Source organism: Micromonospora sp. MH33 (assembly GCF_003013775.1).
Classification (GTDB): domain Bacteria; phylum Actinomycetota; class Actinomycetes; order Mycobacteriales; family Micromonosporaceae; genus Micromonospora; species Micromonospora fulviviridis.
Genome location: NZ_MUYZ01000035.1, coordinates 18,000 through 36,715 on the forward strand (window position 1 = coordinate 18,000; position 18,716 = coordinate 36,715).

At 75.8% G+C, this 18,716-nt stretch carries 2 protein-coding genes (1 of these 2 only partly in view); both read right to left on the minus strand.

What is annotated here, in order from left to right; translation table 11 throughout:
• On the minus strand, window positions 1-17,640 hold the 5' portion of the coding sequence (locus tag B0E53_RS39190; RefSeq protein WP_107075539.1) for a non-ribosomal peptide synthetase. It extends 3,507 nt beyond the left edge of the window; 17,640 of the gene's 21,147 nt are visible here — the first part of the coding sequence; it begins with the start codon at window positions 17,638-17,640; the stop codon falls past the left edge of the window.
• A 5-nt stretch (window positions 17,641-17,645) separates the two neighbouring features.
• On the minus strand, window positions 17,646-18,716 hold a 1,071-nt coding region (locus B0E53_RS08680; RefSeq protein WP_146167628.1), incomplete at its 5' end, for a non-ribosomal peptide synthetase.

The window sequence follows — 18,716 nt, forward strand, 5'->3', positions numbered from 1 at the left end:
CCGGGTGGCCGGCGCGGGGGTCTGCACCGGCCCGACCTCCACGGCCGTGACGGGCAGCCCCGGGGTCCGGTCGAGCGCGGCGGTGAGCTGGTCCAGCGCCGTGTGCAGCAGCGCGGCGACCCGGTCGGCGTCGGCGGGCGCGACCGCGTCGACGGTGACCGTGAAGCCGGTGCCGTGGTCGTCGACGGAGACGGTCACCGGGTAGTTGTTCCGCTCCTGGGTGAACAGGGTCCGGACGTCGGTGAGCGGGTCGTCGGGGTCGACGGCGGGCGGCTGGGCGTGCCGGTAGTTGAACAGCGAGCTGAACAGCGGGGCCTGGGCGGGCAGGCCGCTGGCCTGCTGGGCCACCGCGAGCGGGGCGTGCTCGTGGGCGACGAGTTCGGCGAGCCGGTGCCGCACCTGCGTGAGCGCGTCGGCGACGCCAGCGCCGGCGAGCCGGACCCGGACCGGCAGGGTGTTCATGAACAGGCCGGGCACCCGGTCGGCGCCGCTGGTCAGCCGGCCCAGCAGGACGGTGCCGAAGACCACGTCGTCGCGGCCGGCGACGGCGGCGAGGACCCGGGCCCAGGCCAGGTGGAACAGGGTGGCCGGGCTGACCCCGTGGGTGCGGGCGGTGGCGCGCAGCCGGTCGGCCAGGCCGGCGTCGACCGGCGTGTGGGAGCGCCCCGCGTCGCTGCCGTCGCCGTGGATGTCGACCAGGCCGTACGGGGCGGTGGTCCAGGTGACGTCGCCGAGCAGTTCGGCGAAGTACCGTTCGTGCTCGGCGCGGGGCATCCCGAGCCGGGCCTCGGCGACGAACCGCCGGAACGGCACGGGCGCGGGCAACTCGTCGGCGCGGCCGGTGAGGAACGCGCGGACCTCGTCGAGCACCACGTCCCGGGCGGTGTGGTCCTGCACGAGGTGGTGCATGCGCAGCAGCGCCAGCCAGCCCGGGCCGTCCGGCTCGGCGGCGACGTGCACGGTGAGCAGCGGCGCCCGGTCCAGCTCCAGCCAGCCACCGGCGGCGGCGCGGAGCTGGTCGACGGGGTCGCCGCCGGGGTCGAGGGTGACCTCGGTGACCGGCAGGTCGGCGCGGCGCCACACCACCTGGACGGGTTCGGGCAGGTCCTGCCAGACGACGGCGGTGCGGTAGGCGTCGTGCCGGTCGACCACCCGCTGAAGGGCGGTGAGGAAGCCGTCGAGGTGGGCCCGGTCGGTGAAGCCGAGCACGGTGGGCAGCACGTAGACGTCGTCGCCGTCCCGGTCGGCCATCAGGTGGTGGAAGAAGATGCCTTCCTGGAGCGGCGCCAGGGGGTAGATGTCGGCGACGTTGGCCGCGCCGCCGGGCACCCGGGCCACCACGGCGGCCAGGTCGGCGTCGGCCAGGTCGACCAGCGGCACCATGGCCGCCGTGACGGCCTCGGCGTCCTCCGGGATCCGCCCGTCCGGCACGGCGACGGTCGCGCCGTCCGCGGCGGCGGCGAGGCCCGCCGGGGTCGGGCTGACGAAGAGGGTACGCACGGACACGGCGATCCCGTGCCGGCGCAGGTGTTCCACCAGGGAGACGGCGAGCAGCGAGTGCCCGCCCAGGGCGAAGAAGTCGTCGTCCACCCCGACCACGGGCAGCCCCAGCACCTCGGCGAACGCCGCGCAGACCAGTTCCTCCCGCGCGTCGGCGGGCGCCCGCCCGCTTCCGGCGGCGGCGGCAATCGGCGCGGGCAGGGCGGCACGGTCGAGTTTCCCGTTGCCGGTCAGCGGCAGGCTGTCCAGCTCGACGAAGGCGGCGGGGACCAGGTAGCCGGGGAGTCGCTGCGCGGCGTGCCTGCGGACCGCGTCGGTGACCGGCGCGCCGGGCTCGGCGGGGACGAGGTAGGCCACGAGGCGCTTGTCGCCGGGGGTGTCCTCGCGGACCAGCACGGCGGCCTGCGCGACCGCCGGGTGCGCGGCGAGCACCGCCTCCGCCTCGCCGGGCTCGACCCGATAGCCCCGGATCTTCACCTGGTCGTCGGCCCGGCCGACGAAGACGAGCGTTTCGTCCGGGGTCCAGCGGGCCTGGTCGCCGGTGCGGTACATCCGCCCGCCGGAGAACGGGTCGGCGACGAACCGCTCGGCGGTCAGGGCGGCGCGGCCCAGGTAGCCCCGGGCGACACCGGCCCCGGCCACGTACAACTCGCCCGGCACACCGACCGGGACCGGCTGGAGCCGGTCGTCCACGACGTACACGCGGGTGTTGTCCAGCGGCCGACCGATCGGCAGCACGCCGCCGACCTGGCCGGGGTCGGTGACCTCGTGCTGGGTGGCGCAAAGGGTGATCTCGGTGGGGCCGTAGAGCTGCCGGACCCGGACACCCGGGTTCGCGTCCAAAACCCGGCGCACCGCCTGCGGGGGAACCACGTCACCGCCGGTGAGGACCTCGCCCAGCCCGGCGAAGCAGGCCGGGTCGCGGTCGGCGAGCACCCGCAGGAGGCCCGCGGTGACGTGCACGTGGGTCAGGTCGTGGCCGGCGACGAGCGCCCGCAGGCGGGCCGCGTCGATCGACTCCGGCGGCGCCACCACCACGGTCCCGCCGGACAGCAGCGGCACCCAGATCTCGTAGTCGGAGGCATCGAAGGCGTGCGGCGCGTGGAACAGCACCCGCGCTGGCGCACCCCAGCAGCGGTCGACGGCAAGGCGCACCACGTCCCGATGGGTCGTGACCACGCCCTTCGGCACGCCCGTCGAGCCGGAGGTGTACATGAGGTACGCCGCCGACGAGGGCGCCACCGGCCCGTCGACCGGGAGATCGGCCGCGTCACCGGCGTCCGCCGCCGTCCCCGAGGCGTCGATGCGCAGCAGCGTCAGGCCCTCGGCGCCGGTCACGAACTCGTGCCCCGCCGTCGCGTCGTGCACCAGCACCACCCGCGCGCCCGCGTCGGCGGCCACCGCCCGCATCCGCGCCACCGGCCAGGCGGTGTCCAGCGGCAGGTAGGCCCCGCCGGCCTTCAGCACCGCCAGCAGCGCCACCGGCAGCTCGGCGGAACGCTCCAGCACCACCGCCACCGGCGACTCCGGGCCCACACCCGCGGCGACCAGGCGGCGCGCCACGTGCTCGGCACGGGCGTCCAGCTCCCGGTAGGACAAACAAGCCTCGCCCGACACCACGGCGGTCCCGTCCGGGTCGGCCGCCACCCGGGCCGCGAACGCCTCGGGCACCGACACGTCCGCCACCGGCGTCGCCGTGTCGTTCCAGCCCACCAGCAGCTGCCGCCGCTCGGCCGGGTCGAGCAGGTCGACGGCGGAGATCCGGGTGTCGGGGGCGGCGGCCATGGTCCGCAGCACCCGGACCAGCCGCTCGGCGATCCGCTCGGCGGTGGACCGGTCGAACACGTCGGCGGCGGCGAGCAGGGTGCCCGCCATCCCGGCCGGCGTTCCGTCCGGGCCGAGCGCCTCGGTCATGCTGAGGTCGAGGTCCACCTTGGCCGGCACGTCGCCGGCGGCGAGGGGGGTGGCGCGCACGCCGGGCAGGTCCAGGGCCGGCCCGGCGCCGTCCCGGGTGGTGTTCTGGAGGGTGAGCAGCACCTGGAAGAGCGGGTGCCGGGCCAGCGAGCGGGCCGGGGCCAGCTCCTCGACCAGCTTCTCGAACGGCACGTCCTGGTGGGCGAAGGCGTCCAGGGCGGTGTCGCGGACCCGGGCGAGGGCGTCGGCGACGGTGGGGTCACCGGCCAGGTCGGTGCGCATGACGAGGGTGTTCACGAAGAACCCGACGAGGTCGTCCAGGCCCTGGTCGGTGCGGCCGGCGACGGCCGCGCCGATGGGCAGGTCGGTGCCCGCGCCGAGCCGGGACAGCACCACCGCCAGGGCGGTCTGCACGGTCATGAACAGGGTCACCCCGGACGTGCGGGCCAGCGCCACGAGGTCTCGGTGCAGGTCGGCGGGGAGGGTCACGTCGACCGGGTGGCCCCGGTGGCTCGGCTCGGCCGGGCGGGGCCGGTCGGTGGGCAGGGCCAGTTCCTCCGGCGCCCCGGCGAGGGCCGCCCGCCAGTGCGCGACCTGCCGGGCGATGAGGCTGTCCGGGTCGTCCTCGGCGCCGAGCAGGTCGCGCTGCCAGAGCGCGTAGTCGGCGTACTGGACAGGCAGCGGGGTCCACTCGGGAGCCCGGCCGGCCTGCCGGGCCGCGTACGCGGCGGACAGGTCGCGGGCGAGCGGGCCCATGGACCAGCCGTCGCCGGCGATGTGGTGCACGACCAGCACCAGCACGTGCTCGTCGGGCGCGACGGCCAGCAGCGTCGCCCGCAGCGGCGCCTGTACGGCCAGGTCGAAGGGGCGCGACGCGACCTCGGCCACCGCGTCGGCGACCCGGTCGGCCGCGACCTCGACCAGGTCGAGCCGCACGCCGGCCCCGGCGACCGGCAGCACCCGCTGGTACGGCTCGCCGTCGGCGACCGGGTAGACGGTGCGCAGCACCTCGTGCCGGTCGAGGACGTCCCGTACCGCCGCGTCGAGGGCGACCCGGTCCAGCTCGCCGGTGAGCCGCAGCGCCACCGGGATGTGGTAGGTGGCGCTGGACCGGTCGAGCTGGGCCAGGAACCAGAGCCGGCGCTGCGCGAAGGAGAGCGGGACGCGCTCGGGGCGTACCCCTCGGGTGAGCGCGGCCCGGCCCCGGTCGGCGCCGGCCAGCCGGGCGGAGAGCGCGGCGGGGTTGGGCGCCTCGAAGAGGGTCCGGACGGTGACCTCCACGTCGAAGACCGTGCGGACCCGGCTGACCAGGCGGGTGGCGAGCAGCGAGTGCCCGCCGAGGGCGAAGAAGTCGTCGTCCACGCCGACCGCGGCCCGGCCCAGCACCTCGGCGAAGATCTCGCAGAGCAGCTGTTCGTGAACGGTGGCCGGGGCCCGGCCTGGGCCGCCGCCGGCCAGGTCGGGGGCGGGCAGTGCGGCCCGGTCGAGCTTGCCGTTGATGGTCAGCGGCAGCGCGTCGAGGGTCACGAACGCGGCCGGGACGAGGTAGCCGGGCAGCCGCTCGGCGGCGTGCTCCCGCGCGGTGTCGGCGACGGGCGCGCCGGCCTCGGCGGGCACCAGGTAGGCGACGAGGCGCTTGTCGCCCGGAGTGTCCTCGCGGACCAGCACGGCGGCCTGCGCCACCGCCGGGTGGGCGGCGAGCACCGCCTCGACCTCGCCGGGCTCGACCCGGAACCCGCGGATCTTCACCTGGTCGTCGGCGCGGCCGACGAAGACCAGCCGGCCGTCGTCGTCCCACCGCACCCGGTCGCCGGTGCGGTACATCCGCCCGCCGGAGCCGAACGGGTCGGCGACGAAGCGCTCGCCGGTGAGCCCGGGCCGGCCGGCGTAGCCGCGGGCCAGCCCGGCGCCGGCGACGTAGAGCTCGCCGGTGACCCCGACCGGCACCGGGGCGAGGGCGTCGTCAAGGACGTAGACGCGGGTGTTGTCCAGCGGCCGGCCGATCGGCAGCACGCCGCCGACCTGGCCGGCGTCGGCGACCTCGTGCTGGGTGGCGCAGAGGGTGACCTCGGTGGGGCCGTAGAGCTGCCGGACCCGGACGCCCGGGTTGGCGTCGAGGACCCGGCGGACCGCGCCGGCCGGGACCACGTCGCCGCCGGTGAGCACCTCCCGGACTCCGGCGAAGCAGGCCGGGTCCTGGTCGGCGAGCACCCGCAGCAGACCGGCGGTGACGTGCACGTGGGTCAGCGCGTACGCGGTGACCAGGGCGCGCAGCGCGGGGCCGTCGACCGCCTCGGGCGGCGCGACGACCACCGTGCCGCCGGAGAGCAGCGGCACCCAGATCTCGTACGAGGAGGCGTCGAAGGCGTGCGGGGCGTGGAACAGCACCCGGGGGGTCTCGCCCCAGCATCGGTCGGCGGCCAGGCGCACCACGTCGCGGTGCGTGGTGAGCACGCCCTTCGGCACCCCGGTGGAGCCGGAGGTGTACATCAGGTACGCCCCGGCCGACGGCGGCGCCGGGGCCGGCAGCGAGCCCGGGGCGTCCTCGTCGCTGTCGGCGGCGACGACCACGGCGCCCCCGGCCGCGGCGGCTGTCACGAAGTCGTGCCCGACGGTCGGCGCGTGCACCAGGACCACCCGGGCGCCCGCGTCGGCGCCGACGGTCCGCATCCGGGCCGCCGGCCAGGCGACGTCCAGCGGCAGGTAGACGCCGCCGGCCTTGAGCACGGCCAGCAGCGCCACGACCAGCTCGGCGGAGCGTTCCATGACCACCGCGACCGGCGTCTCGGGGCGGACGCCGGCGGCGACCAGCCGGCGGGCCAGCCGGTCGGCCCGCTCGTCCAGTTCCCGGTACGACAGCGCGGCGACCCCGGCCACGGCCACGGCATCCGGGTCGGCGGCCACCCGGCGGGCGAACGCCGCGGGCACCGACTCGTCGGCGACCGGCGCCTCGGTGGCGTTCCACTCCTCGACCACCTGGCGCAGCTCGGCGGCGTCCAGCACCTCCACGGCGCCGAGCGGGGTCTGCGGCGCCTGCTCCAGCGCGGCGGCGAGGCTGTCCAGGCAGGTGAGCAGCAGCGACCCGACCCGGGTCGGGTCCGCCGGGGCGACCGCCTCGACGACCAGGACAAAGTCGGCGCCGTCGTCGTCGACGGAGACCACCATCGGGTAGTTCGTGTTGTCGCGGTGCATGACCGCGGTGACCCCGTCCAGGCCGGCGCCCGGGTGACCGTCGGTGGGCAGGTTGTGCCGGTAGTTGAACAGCGAGGTGAACAGCGGGGCGGCGGCGGGGACGCCGCTGGCGCGCTGGGCGAGGGCCAGCGGGGCGTGCTCGTGCACGAGCAGGTCGGCGAGCTGGTCGCGGAGGGCCGCCAGCGCGTCGGCGACGCCGTGCCCGGCGAGCCGGACCCGCACGGGCAGGGTGTTGATGAACAGGCCGGGGGCGCGGTCGGCGCCGGCGCCGGCGTTCATCCGGCCGAAGAGGATGGTGCCGAAGACCACGTCGTCGCGGCCGGCGAGGGTGCCGAGCAGCCGCGCCCAGGCCAGGTGGAGGATCGTGGCCGGGCTCACCGCGTACGCCCGGGCCAGCTCCCGGACCCGGACGGTGAGCGCCCGGTCGGCGGTGAGCTGCACCTGGACGGCGGTGGTGCCGTCGTGGTGGGTGTCGGTGAGGCCGTAGGGGGCGGTGGTCTCCGTGACGTCGCCGAGCAGGTCGGTGAAGTACCGTTCGTGCTCCTCGGCGGACACCCCGAGCCGGGCCCGGGCGACGAACTCGCGGAACGGCAGTGGCGGCGGCAGTTCGTCGGCGCGGCCGGTGAGGAAGGCGCGCAGCTCATCGAGGACCACGTCGAAGGTGGTGTGGTCCTGGATGAGGTGGTGGATGCGGAGCAGCAGCAGCCAGCCGCCGCCGGGGGCGGCGGCCACGTGGGCGCGCATCAGCGGCGCGGCGCCGAGGTCGATCCGGGTGCCGGCGGCGGCCAGCAACGCCTCGACCGGGTCCGCGCCGGCCGGGTCGAGGGTGACCTCCTCGACCGGCAGGTCGGCGTGGCGCCACACGACCTGCACCGGTTCGCGCAGCCCGTCCCAGACCACGGCGGTGCGGTAGATGTCGTTGCGGGCCACCAGGTGGCGCAGCGCGCCCAGGAACGCGTCCAGCCGGTCGCGGGTGTCCAGGTGCAGCACGTACGGGAGGGTGTAGACGTCGGTGTCGTCGCCCATCAGGTGGTGGAAGAAGATGCCCTCCTGGAGCGGGGCCAGGGGGTAGACGTCGGCGATGTTGGCGGCGCCGCCGGGCACGGCGGCCACCACGCGGGCCAGCTCGGCCTCGGTGAGGTCGACCAGCGGCAGCAGCTCCGGGGTGAGGGTGGTGGCGCCGGCGGGGATGAGGTTCGGCGGCACCTGCACCCGGTGCGGTTCGGCCACCGCGGCCAGGCCGGCCGGGGTGGCGGTCTGGAACAGGGCGCGCACCGGCACGGTCAGTCCGCGCCGGCGGAGCTGTTCGACCAGCGCGATGGCGAGCAGGGAGTGCCCGCCGAGGGCGAAGAAGTCGTCGTCCACGCCGACCCGGTCCAGGCCCAGCACCTCGGCGAAGGCGGCGCAGAGCAGTTCCTCGGCGGGGGTGGCCGGGGCGCGTCCGGTGGTGGTGGCGGCGTACTCGGGGGCGGGCAGGGCACGGCGGTCGAGCTTGCCGTTGACGGTCAGCGGCAGCGCGTCGAGCAGCACCAGCGCGGCCGGCACCATGTACCCGGGCAGCCGCTCGGCGGCGAAGCCGCGGACCGCCTCGGCGAGCCCGTCCGGGGCGGCGCCCTCGGCGGGCACCAGGTAGCCGACCAGGCGGGTGTCGCCGGTGTCCTGCCGGGCCACCACGGCGGCCTGCCCGACGGCCGGGTGGTCGGCGAGGACGGCCTGGATCTCACCGGGCTCGATCCGGAAGCCGCGCACCTTGACCTGGTCGTCGGCGCGGCCGGCGAAGACCAGCCGCCCGTCGGTGGTCCACTTCGCCCGGTCGCCGGTGCGGTACATCCGGCCGCCCGGCACGCCGAACGGGCAGGCCACGAAGCGTTCCCCGGTCAGCCCGGCCCGACCGACGTAGCCGCGGGCGAGCTGGGCACCGGCCACGTAGACCTCGCCGGCCACGCCGGCCGGCACCGGCCGGAGGCGCTCGTCGAGGACGTACACCGACAGGCCGGGCAGGCCGCGGCCGATCACGCTGCCGGCGTCCACGTCGGCGGGTTCGAGGGCCTGGTGGGTGACGTGCACGGTGGTCTCGGTGATGCCATACATGTTGACCAGCCGCGGTCCGGACTCCCCGTGCCGCGTCCACCAGTCGGCCAGCCGGGCCGGATCCAGGGCCTCGCCGCCGAAGACGACCGCGCGCACCGCCCCGTCGCGCAGCATGTCGGAGTCCATGAGCTGGTAGAAGGCGGACGGGGTCTGGCTGAGCATGGTGACCCGCTCGCGGACCAGCAGGTCGGCGAACTCCTGCGGGGAGCGGGAGACGGCGTACGGCACCACGACGACGCGACCGCCGTGCAGCAGGCCGCCCCAGATCTCCCAGACCGAGAAGTCGAACGCGAACGAATGGAACCAGGACCAGACGTCGTCCGCCCCGAACCCGAACAGCCCCTCCGTCGCGGCGAACAGCGCCACCACGTCGCGGTGCGGGATGAGCACTCCCTTCGGGGTGCCGGTCGAGCCGGACGTGTAGATCACGTACGCGGGGTGCCCGGGGCGCAGCGGGGCGGTCCGGTCGGCGTCGGTGACCGGCGTGCCGGGCAGGCCGCCCAGCGCCTCCCGCACCGCGGGGTCGTCGAGGACCAGCGGCGGCACGCCGGCCGGCACGGCCCCGGCGGAGGCCGTGGTGGTGACCGCGCAGACCGCGCCGGCGTCGGCGAGTACGAAGCCGATCCGCTCGGCCGGGTACGCCGGGTCGACGGGCAGGTAGCCGGCGCCGGCCTTGAGCACCGCGAGCAGCGCCACCACCAGGTCGGGGGTGCGTTCCATCAGCACGCCGACCAGGGACTCCGGTCCGACGCCGCGCTCGACGAGCAGCCGCGCCAGCCGGTTGGCCCGGTCGGCGACCTCGGCGTAGGTAAGGTGCCGGCCGTCGAAGGTGAGCGCGACCGCCTCCGGCGCCCGCGCCGCCTGCGCGTCGAAGAGGTCCGGCAGGGTGCGGTCCGCCACCGGTACGGGGGCTGGATTCCACGCGGCGAGCAGCCGGGCGCGCTGCTCGGCGTCGAGGACGTCGATGGTGTCCAGCGGGGTGTCGGGTCGCTCGGCCAGCGCGGCGACGATCCCGGCCAGGGCGGTCCGCAGCAGCGCGCAGACCCCGTCGGCGTCGATCGGCCCCTCGACCACCAGGTCGAAGCCGGTCCCGTCGTCGTCCACGGCGACGGTGACCGGGTAGTTGGTGAGGTCGCGGGCGGAGAGCACGGTGATGCCGGGCAGCGCGGTGCCGGCCTCCTCGGCGCTGACCTGGTTGTGCCGGTAGTTGAAGATCGACGTGAACAGCGGGCTGCCGCCGGGCACGCCGCTGGCCGCCTGGGCGACGGCGAGCGGGGCGTGCTCGTACACCAGCAGGTCGGCGAGCTGGTCCCGCAACGCGGTCAGGGCGTCGGCGACGGTGCCACGCAGCCCGACCCGCACCGGCAGGGTGTTGATGAACAGGCCGGAGACCCGGTCGGCGCCGGCCCCGGCGTTCATGCGGCCGAACAGGACGGTGCCGAAGACCACGTCGTCGCGGCCGGCCAGCACCCCGAGGACCCGCGCCCAGACCAGGTGGAACAGGGTGGCGGGGCTGACCCCGAGGGTACGGGCCAGGTCGCGGACCCGGGCGGCGAGCGCCGGTTCGACGGTGCGCCGCCCCTGGACGTACGCGCCGCCGTCGCCGTGCACGTCGAGCAGGCCGTACGGGGCGGTGGTCTCGGTGACGTCGCCGAGCAGGTCGGCGAACCAGCGCTCGTGCGCGGCGCGGGACACGCCGAGCCGGGCCTGGGCGACGAACTCGCGGAACGGCACCGGGGCGGGCAGCGTGTCGCCGCGCCCCTCCAGGTAGGCGTGCAGTTCGTGCAGCAGCACCTCGAGCGCCGTGTGGTCCTGCACGAGGTGGTGGATGCGGACCAGCACCAGCCAGCCGTTACTGCCCGGTTCGGCGGCCACGTACGCGTCGACCAGCGGCGCGCGGCGCAGCTCCATCCAGCCGCCGGCCGCGGCGAGCAGCGCCTCGACCGGGTCGGCGGGGTCGACGGTGACCTCGCGGACGGGCAGGTCGGCGTGGCGGACGACGACCTGCACGGCCTCGCGCAGCCCCTCGTGGACGATCGCGGTGCGGTAGACGTCGTTGCGGTCGACCACCCGCTGGAGGGCGGCCAGGAAGGCGTCGAGCCGCTCGCGGCTGTCGCAGCGCAGCACGGTCGGGGTGACGTAGACGTCGGTGCCGTCCCGGTCGGCCATCAGGTGGTGGAAGAAGAGCCCTTCCTGGAGCGGGGCGAGCGGGTAGACGTCGGCCACGTTCGCGGCCCCGCCGGGCACGGCGGCCACGACGGTGGCGACATCGGCGTCGGTGAGGTCGACCAGCGGGAGCATGGCCGGGGTGAGCGCGGTGGCGCCGTCGGGGATGAGGTTCGGTGGCACGGCCACCGTCTCGGAGCCGGCGGCGGCGGCCAGGCCGGCCGGGGTGGGGGTGGTGAACAGGGCGCGGACGGACACGGTGACGCCCCGCTGCCGCAGCCGTTCCACGAGGGAGACGACGAGCAGGCTGTGCCCGCCGAGGGCGAAGAAGTCGTCGTCGACGCCGACCCGGTCGACGCCGAGGACCTCGGCGAACGCGTCGCAGAGCAGTTCCTCGCGGGCGCTGGTGGGGGCCCGGCCGGCGCCTGCGGCGTACCGGGGGACGGGCAGCGCCCTGCGGTCGAGCTTGGCGTTGACGGTGAGCGGGAACGCGTCGAGGAGTACCACGGCGGCGGGCACCATGTACGCGGGCAGCAGTCCGGCGGCGTGCCCGCGCAGCGTCTCGGCCAGCCCGTCGTGGTCGGCGTCCTCGGCGGGTACGACGTAGCCGACGAGCCGGATGTCGCCGGGGGTGTCCTCGCGGGCGATCACCGCCACCTGGGCGACGTCGGGGTGCCCGGCCAGGACCGCCTCGACCTCGCCCGGCTCGATCCGGAACCCCCGGATCTTCACCTGATCATCGGCACGACCCGCGAACACCAGTTCCCCGCCGGCCGTCCACCGGACCCGGTCACCCGTGCGGTACATCCGCGCGCCGGGCTCGAACGGACACGCGACAAACCGTTCCGCGGTCAGGCCGGCCCGGCCGAGATAGCCGCGCGCCAGCCCGGACCCGGAGACGTACAGCTCACCGGTGACCCCGGGCGGAACCGGGTTCAAGGCGTCGTCCAGAACGTAGACACAGGTGTTCGCGATCGGCGCACCGATCGGCACCGCACCGCCCGGCAGGTCCGCACTGCACCGCCACACGGCCGCGTTCACCGTCGTCTCGGTCGGGCCGTAACTGTTGAACATCACCCGACCCTCAGCCGTCCACCGCTGAACCAACTCCGGCGGACACGCGTCACCACCCACGTCCAGCACGAACGACGGGTCCAGGACACCGTCCGGAATGGTCCCCACCACCGCCGGCGGCAGCGTCGCGTGAGTGACCCCGTACTCGTTCAGGAAGGCCGCGAAATCCGCGCCCAAACGCCGGTCCGGCGGCACCGTCACCAGCGCCGCACCCGACAACAGAGCGAGCAACCACTCCTCGCAGAACATGTCGAAACCCACCGACGCGAACTGCGCCACCCGCGCACCGGGACCCACCCCGAACCGGCCATGACTCGCCGACAGATTCACGAACCCCGCATGCGACACCACCACACCCTTCGGCCGACCCGTCGACCCCGACGTGTAGATCACATACGCCGGATGACCCGGCAGCAACGGCGCCGACCGGTCCACGTCGGCGAGCGGGGTCGGGTCGAGCCCGGCCAGCGCGGCCACGGTCGGCGGGGCGTCCACGACGAGGACGGTCGCCACGTCGAGCGGCACCCAGGGGGCGGTGCGGAGCTGGGCGAGGACGGCCACCGGCCGGGCGTCGGACAGCACGTGGCCGATCCGTTCGCGCGGCTGGTCCGGGTCGATCGGCAGGTACGCGCCGCCGGCCTTGAGCACGCCGAGGATCGCCACCAGCAGGTGCGGGGAGCGTTCCAGCATCAGCGCGACCACCGACTCCGGCCCGACGCCGGCCGCGACCAGGTGCCGGGCCAGCCGGTTCGCGCGCTCCTCGACCTCCCGGTAGCTCCACTCGACGTCGCCGCCGACCAGTGCGACCGCGTCCGGCGTACGGACGGCCTGGGCGCTGAACAGCGCCGGCACCAACCCGTCCGGCACCGGCACACCGGTGGCGTTCCACTCGCGCAGGATCCGGTCGAGCTGCGCCGGGCCGAGCGGGTCGACCGCGGCGATCGGGGTGTCCGGGGCGTGTTCCAGCGCGCCGACCAGGTTGGCCAGGCAGGTGACCAGGAGCCGGCAGACCTCGGCCGGGTCTGCGGGGGCGGTGGCCTCGACGATCACCTCGAAGCCGTCCGGGCCCTGGTTGACCGACACGTCGAGCGGATAGTTGGTGGGTTCCTTGGTCAGCACGGCGTCGACCCCGTCGATGCCGGTGCCGGAGCGGCGGACGTCGACCTGGTTGTGCCGGTAGTTGAAGATCGACGTGAACAGCGGGTTGCCGCCGGGCAGTCCGCTGGCCTGCTGGGCGAGGACCAGCGGCGCGTGCTCGTGGGTGAGCAGGTCGGCGAGCTGCCGGCGCATCTCCCCCAGCGCGTCCCGGACGCTCCGGCCGGCGAGCCGGGCGCGGACCGGCAGCATGTTCATGAACAGGCCGGGGGCCCGGTCGGCGCCGGCGCCGGCGAACAGCCGGCCGAGCAGCATGGTGCCGAAGACGACGTCGTCGCGGCCGGACACCGCGGCCACCACCCGTGCCCAGGCGAGGTGGAACAGCGTCGCGGGGCTGACCCCGAGCGTCCGGGCCAGGGCACCGATCCGCTCGGTGAGGTCGTCGGCCACGGCGAGCTGGGCCTGCACCGCGTCGCTGCCGTCCCCGTGCACGTCCAGCAGGCCGTAGGGGGCGGTGGTCTCGGTGACGTCGCCGAGCAGCCCGGCGAAGAATTCCCGGTGCGCCGCCTCGGGCACGCCGCGCCGGGCATGCGCCACGAACTCGCGGAACGGCAGCGGAGCGGGCAGCCGGTCGGCGCGGCCGGCCAGGAGGGCGCGGATCTCGTCGAGCACCACCTCCAGGGAGGTGTGGTCCTGCACGAGGTGGTGCATGCGCAGCAGCACGAGCCAGCCGTCGCCGGCCGGGTCGGCGGCGACGTGCACGCCGATCAGCGGCGCGCGGTGCAGGTCCAGCCAGCCGCCGGCGGCGGCCCGGAGCCGGTCCACGGGGTCGCCGCCGGGTTCCAGGATGACCTCGGTGACCGGCAGCGCGGCGCGGCGCCACACCACCTGGACGGGTTCCCGCAGGTTCTCCCAGACGATCGCGGTGCGGTAGACGTCGTACCGGTCGACGACCTGACCCAGCGCGTCGAGGATCTCGTCGACGCGCTGCCGGGTGTCGGCGCGGAGCACGAACGGCATGGCGTAGACATCGGTGCCGCCCTGGTCGGCCATCCGATGGTGGAAGAGGATGCCCTCCTGGAGCGGGGTGAGCGGGTAGACGTCGGCCACGTTGGCCGCGCCGCCCGGCACGGTGGCCGCCACGGCGTCGACCTCGGCCGGGGTGAGGTCGACCAGCGGCAGCAGTTCCGGGGTGAGTTCGGTGGCGTCGGCCGGGATGAGGTTCGGCGGCACGGCCACGGCCTCGGGTCCGGCGACGGCGGCGAGCGCGGCCGGCGTCGGGCTGACGAAGAGGGTACGCACGGAGACCGCCACGCCGTGCCGGCGCAGGTGTTCCACGAGGGAGACGGCGAGCAGCGAGTGCCCGCCCAGGGCGAAGAAGTCGTCGTCCACGCCCACGGCGGGCAGCCCCAGCACCTCGGCGAACGCCGCGCAGAGCAGTTCCTCGCGGGCGTCGGCCGGAGCCCGCCCCGCCCCCGTGGCGACGGCCTGCGGCACCGGCAGGGCGGCCCGGTCGAGTTTGCCGTTGCCGGTCAGCGGCAGGCTGTCCAGCTCCACGAAGGCGGCCGGCACCAGGTATCCGGGCAGCCGTTCGGCAGCGTGCTCCCGCACCGTGTCGGCGAGGGACTGGCCGGCCTCGGCGGGCACCAGGTAGGCCACCAGGCGCTTGTCGCCCGGGGTGTCCTCGCGGACCAGCACGGCGGCCTGCGCCACCGCCGGGTGCGCGGCCAGCACGGCCTCCACCTCGCCGGGCTCGACCCGGTAGCCCCGGATCTTCACCTGGTCGTCGGTGCGTCCGGCGAAGACGAGCCGCCCGTCGGCGTCCCACTTCACCCGGTCGCCCGTGCGGTACATCCGTTCCCCCGCGCCGCCGTACGGGCAGGCCACGAACCGCTCGGCCGTCAGGGCGGCGCGGCCCAGGTAGCCCCGGGCGACACCGGCCCCGGCCACGTACAGCTCGCCCGGCACACCGACCGGCGCCGGCTGGAGCCGGTCGTCCACGACGTACACCCGGGTGTTGTCCAGCGGCCGACCGATCGGCAGCACATCACCGACCTGGCCGGGGTCGGTGACCTCGTACTGGGTGGCGCAGAGGGTGATCTCCGTGGGGCCGTAGAGCTGCCGGACCCGGAGATCCGGGTTGGCGTCCAGGACGCGGCGGACGGCCTGCGCGGGAACCACGTCACCGCCGGTGAGGAGCTCCCGGACCCCGGCGAAGCACGTCGGGTCCTGCTCGGCGAGCACCCGCAACAGACCCGCCGTCACATGCACGTGGGTCAGGTCATGCCCGGCCACCAGCGCCCGGACCGCCGCCACGTCCGGCACCCCGGCCGGCGCGACGACCACGGTTCCGCCGGAGAGCAGCGGCACCCAGATCTCGTAGGTCGACGCGTCGAACGCGTGCGGCGCGTGGAACAGCACCCGCGCCGTCTCACCCCAGCACCGGTCCAGCGCCAGCCGCACAACATCCCGGTGCGTCGTCACGACGCCCTTCGGCACGCCCGTGGAACCCGACGTGTACATGAGGTACGCCGCCGACGAAGGCGACAGCGGCCCAACGACCACCCGGGCGGCCTCCGCGTCGGCTCCCCCGGTTCCGGTGGCGTCGCTCGTGGTGGCGTCGCTCGTGGTGGCGTCGCTCGTGGTCGGGTCGACCTTGGCGGCGCCGACATCGGCGTCGGCCAGGGCGAGTGCGTCCCCGTCACCGATGGCCACCGCCGTCCCCGATCGGTCGACGCGCAGCAGCGTCAGCCCGTCGGCGCCGGTCACGAACTCGTGCCCCGCCGTCGCCTCGTGGACCAGCACCACCCGGGCGCCGGCGTCGGCGGCCACCGTCCGCATCCGCGCGAGCGGCCACGCCACGTCCAACGGCAGATAAGCCCCACCGGCCTTCAGCACCGCCAACAACGCCACCAACAGCTCGGCGGAACGCTCCAGCACCACCGCCACCGGCGACTCCGGACCGACGCCCGCCGCCACGAGGCGATGGGCCAGCCGCTCCGCGCAGGCGTCCAGCTCGGCATACGACAGCGACACCCCGCCGGAGACCACGGCGACCCCGTCCGGGTCGGCCGCCACCCGGGCGGCGAACGCCTCGGGCACCGACACGTCCGCGGTCGGGACATGGGTGTCGTTCCAGTCGACCAGCACCTGCTGCCGCTCGGCCGGGTCGAGCAGGTCCACGGCGCCGATCCGGGCGTCCGGGTCGGCGGCCATCGCGGTGAGCACCCGGCCCAGGCAGGCGGTGAGCCGGGCGGCGGTCGCCGGGTCGAAGAGGTCGGCGGCGGCCGTGACCACGCCCCGGATGCCGGCCGCCCGGCCCCGCCCGTCGTACGTCTCGCCGAGCGTGGCCTCCAGGTCGAACCGGGCGGTCGGCCGGCCGATGGTGAGCGCGTCGGCGCGTACCCCGTCGAGGTCGAGCGTGGCGCCGGCGTCGAGCGGGGCGACGACCACCTGGAAGAGCGGATGCCGGCCGAGCACCCGGGCCGGGGCGAACTCCTCGACCAGCCGGTCGAACGGCACGTCGGAGTGGGCGAGGGCGCGCACGGCGGCGCCGCGGACCCGGTCGAGGACCTCGGCGAAGGTCGGGTCGCCGGTGAGGTCGGCCCGGACCACCAGCGTGTTGACGAAGAAGCCGACCAGGTCGTTCAGGGCCTCGTCGGCGCGGCCGGCGACGGGGGTGCCGATCGGCAGGTCGGTGCCGGCGCCCAGCCGGGACAGCGTGACGGCCATGGCGGCCTGGTAGAGCATCGGCAGGGTGGCCCGGCGTCGCCGCGCCAGCGCGGCCAGCCGCCGGTGCACGTCGGCGGGGAGGCTCAGCCCCCGGGTGTGGCCGCGGTACGAGGGCTCGACCGGGCGGGGCCGGTCGGTGGGCAGCGGCAGTTCCTCGGGGGCGCCGGCCAGCGCCTCCCGCCACCAGGCGAGCTGGGTGGAGAGCCGGCTGTCCGGGTCGTCACCGGCGCCGAGCAGGTCCCGCTGCCAGAGGGCGTAGTCGGCGTACTGCACCGGCAGCGGCGTCCACTCCGGCGCCCGCCCCCGGGCGCGGGCCGCGTACGCGGCGGCGAGATCGCGGGCGAACGGCGCGCCGGACCAGCCGTCGGTGGCGATGTGGTGCACCACCACGACGAGGACGTGCTCGTCGGGGTGGACCGTGAACAGCCACGCCCGGATCGGGATCTCGGTGGCCAGGTCGAAGGCGTACGCGGCGACCCGGGCGACGGCGGCGGGCAGCTCCGCGGCGGTGATCTCGGCGCCGGGCAGGTCGGCGGCGGGGACGACGGCGGGCAGTTCGAGTGTCGGCCGGTCCCAGGGCAGCTCGGCGAAGGCGACCAGCGGCACCGGCGGCGTGTCGTCGGCGGGCGCCACCCGGACCCGGGCCAGCGCCCAGGTCAGCTCGTCCGGGTCGAGCACCCGCTGGGCCGGCTCGCCGCCGGTCGCCGGGAAGACGGTACGCAGCGCCTCGTGCCGCCCGATGACGTCGCGCAGCGCGGCGTCGAGGGCGGCCGGGTCGAGCCGGCCGGCCAGCCGCACGATGGTCGGGCTGTTGTACGTGCCGCTCGGCCCCTCGACCCGCCACTGGAACCAGAGCCGCCGCTGGGCGTACGACATGGGAATCACGAGGACGCCTCCCTGTGGCGCATCGGGCGCAGTGCGGGTCGGGTGTCGGTGGCGCGGTCGGCGTTCGCGGCCAGCCAGGCGGCCAGTTCGGCCGGGGTGGGGGTGGTGAAGAGCTCCTCGATGGGCAGCTCCTCGCCGAGCAGGGCGCGGACCCGGCTGACCAGCCGGGTGGCGAGCAGTGAGTGGCCGCCGAGGGAGAAGAAGTCGTCGTCGACGCCGACCGTGGGCACGGCGAGCACCTCGGCGAAGGCGCCGCAGAGGGCGGCCTCGCGGGCGTTGGCCGGGCCGCGGTCGGCGCCGCCGCCGGTGGCGTGGTCGGGGGCGGGCAGGGCGGCCCGGTCGACCTTGCCGTTGAAGGTGAGTGGCAGCGCGTCGAGCAGCACGACGGCGTCGGGCCGGAGGTAGTCGGGGAGCCGGGCGGCGGCGTGTGCTCCGACGGCGGCGGCGAGGCGGTCGCGGTCGGCCTCCGGGTCGTCGGGCACCACGTACGCGACGAGCCGCCGGTCGCCGGGGACGTCCTCGCGGGCGATCACGGCGGCGCGGGAGACGCCCCGGCAGCCGGTGAGCACCTGGGCCACCTCGTCGGGTTCGACGCGGTAGCCGCGGATCTTCACCTGGTCGTCGGTGCGGCCCAGGAAGACGAGCTGACCGTCCGGCGTCCAGCGGGCCAGGTCGCCGGTGCGGTACATCCGCTCCCCGGCCGCGAACGGGCACGCCACGAAACGCGACGCCGTCAGCCCGCGGCGGTTCGCGTACCCGCGGGCCACCTGCGCGCCGGCGATGTACAGCTCCCCCGCCACGCCCGGCGGGACCGGCTGGAGCGCGTCGTCCAGCACGTAGAGCCGGGTGTTCGCGATGGGGCGGCCGATCGGGACCACGTCCGCCACCGGATCACCGGCGGCGACCTCGAACACGCAGCAGCCGACCACCGTCTCCGTCGGCCCGTACTCGTTGACCACCATCGACTCCGGCGACCGCGCCAGCCACGCGCGGACGTCCGCGCCGGGCAGCGCCTCCCCGCCGACCACCAGCGTCCGGCAGGACCGCGCGGCCTGCTCCGCCGTCAG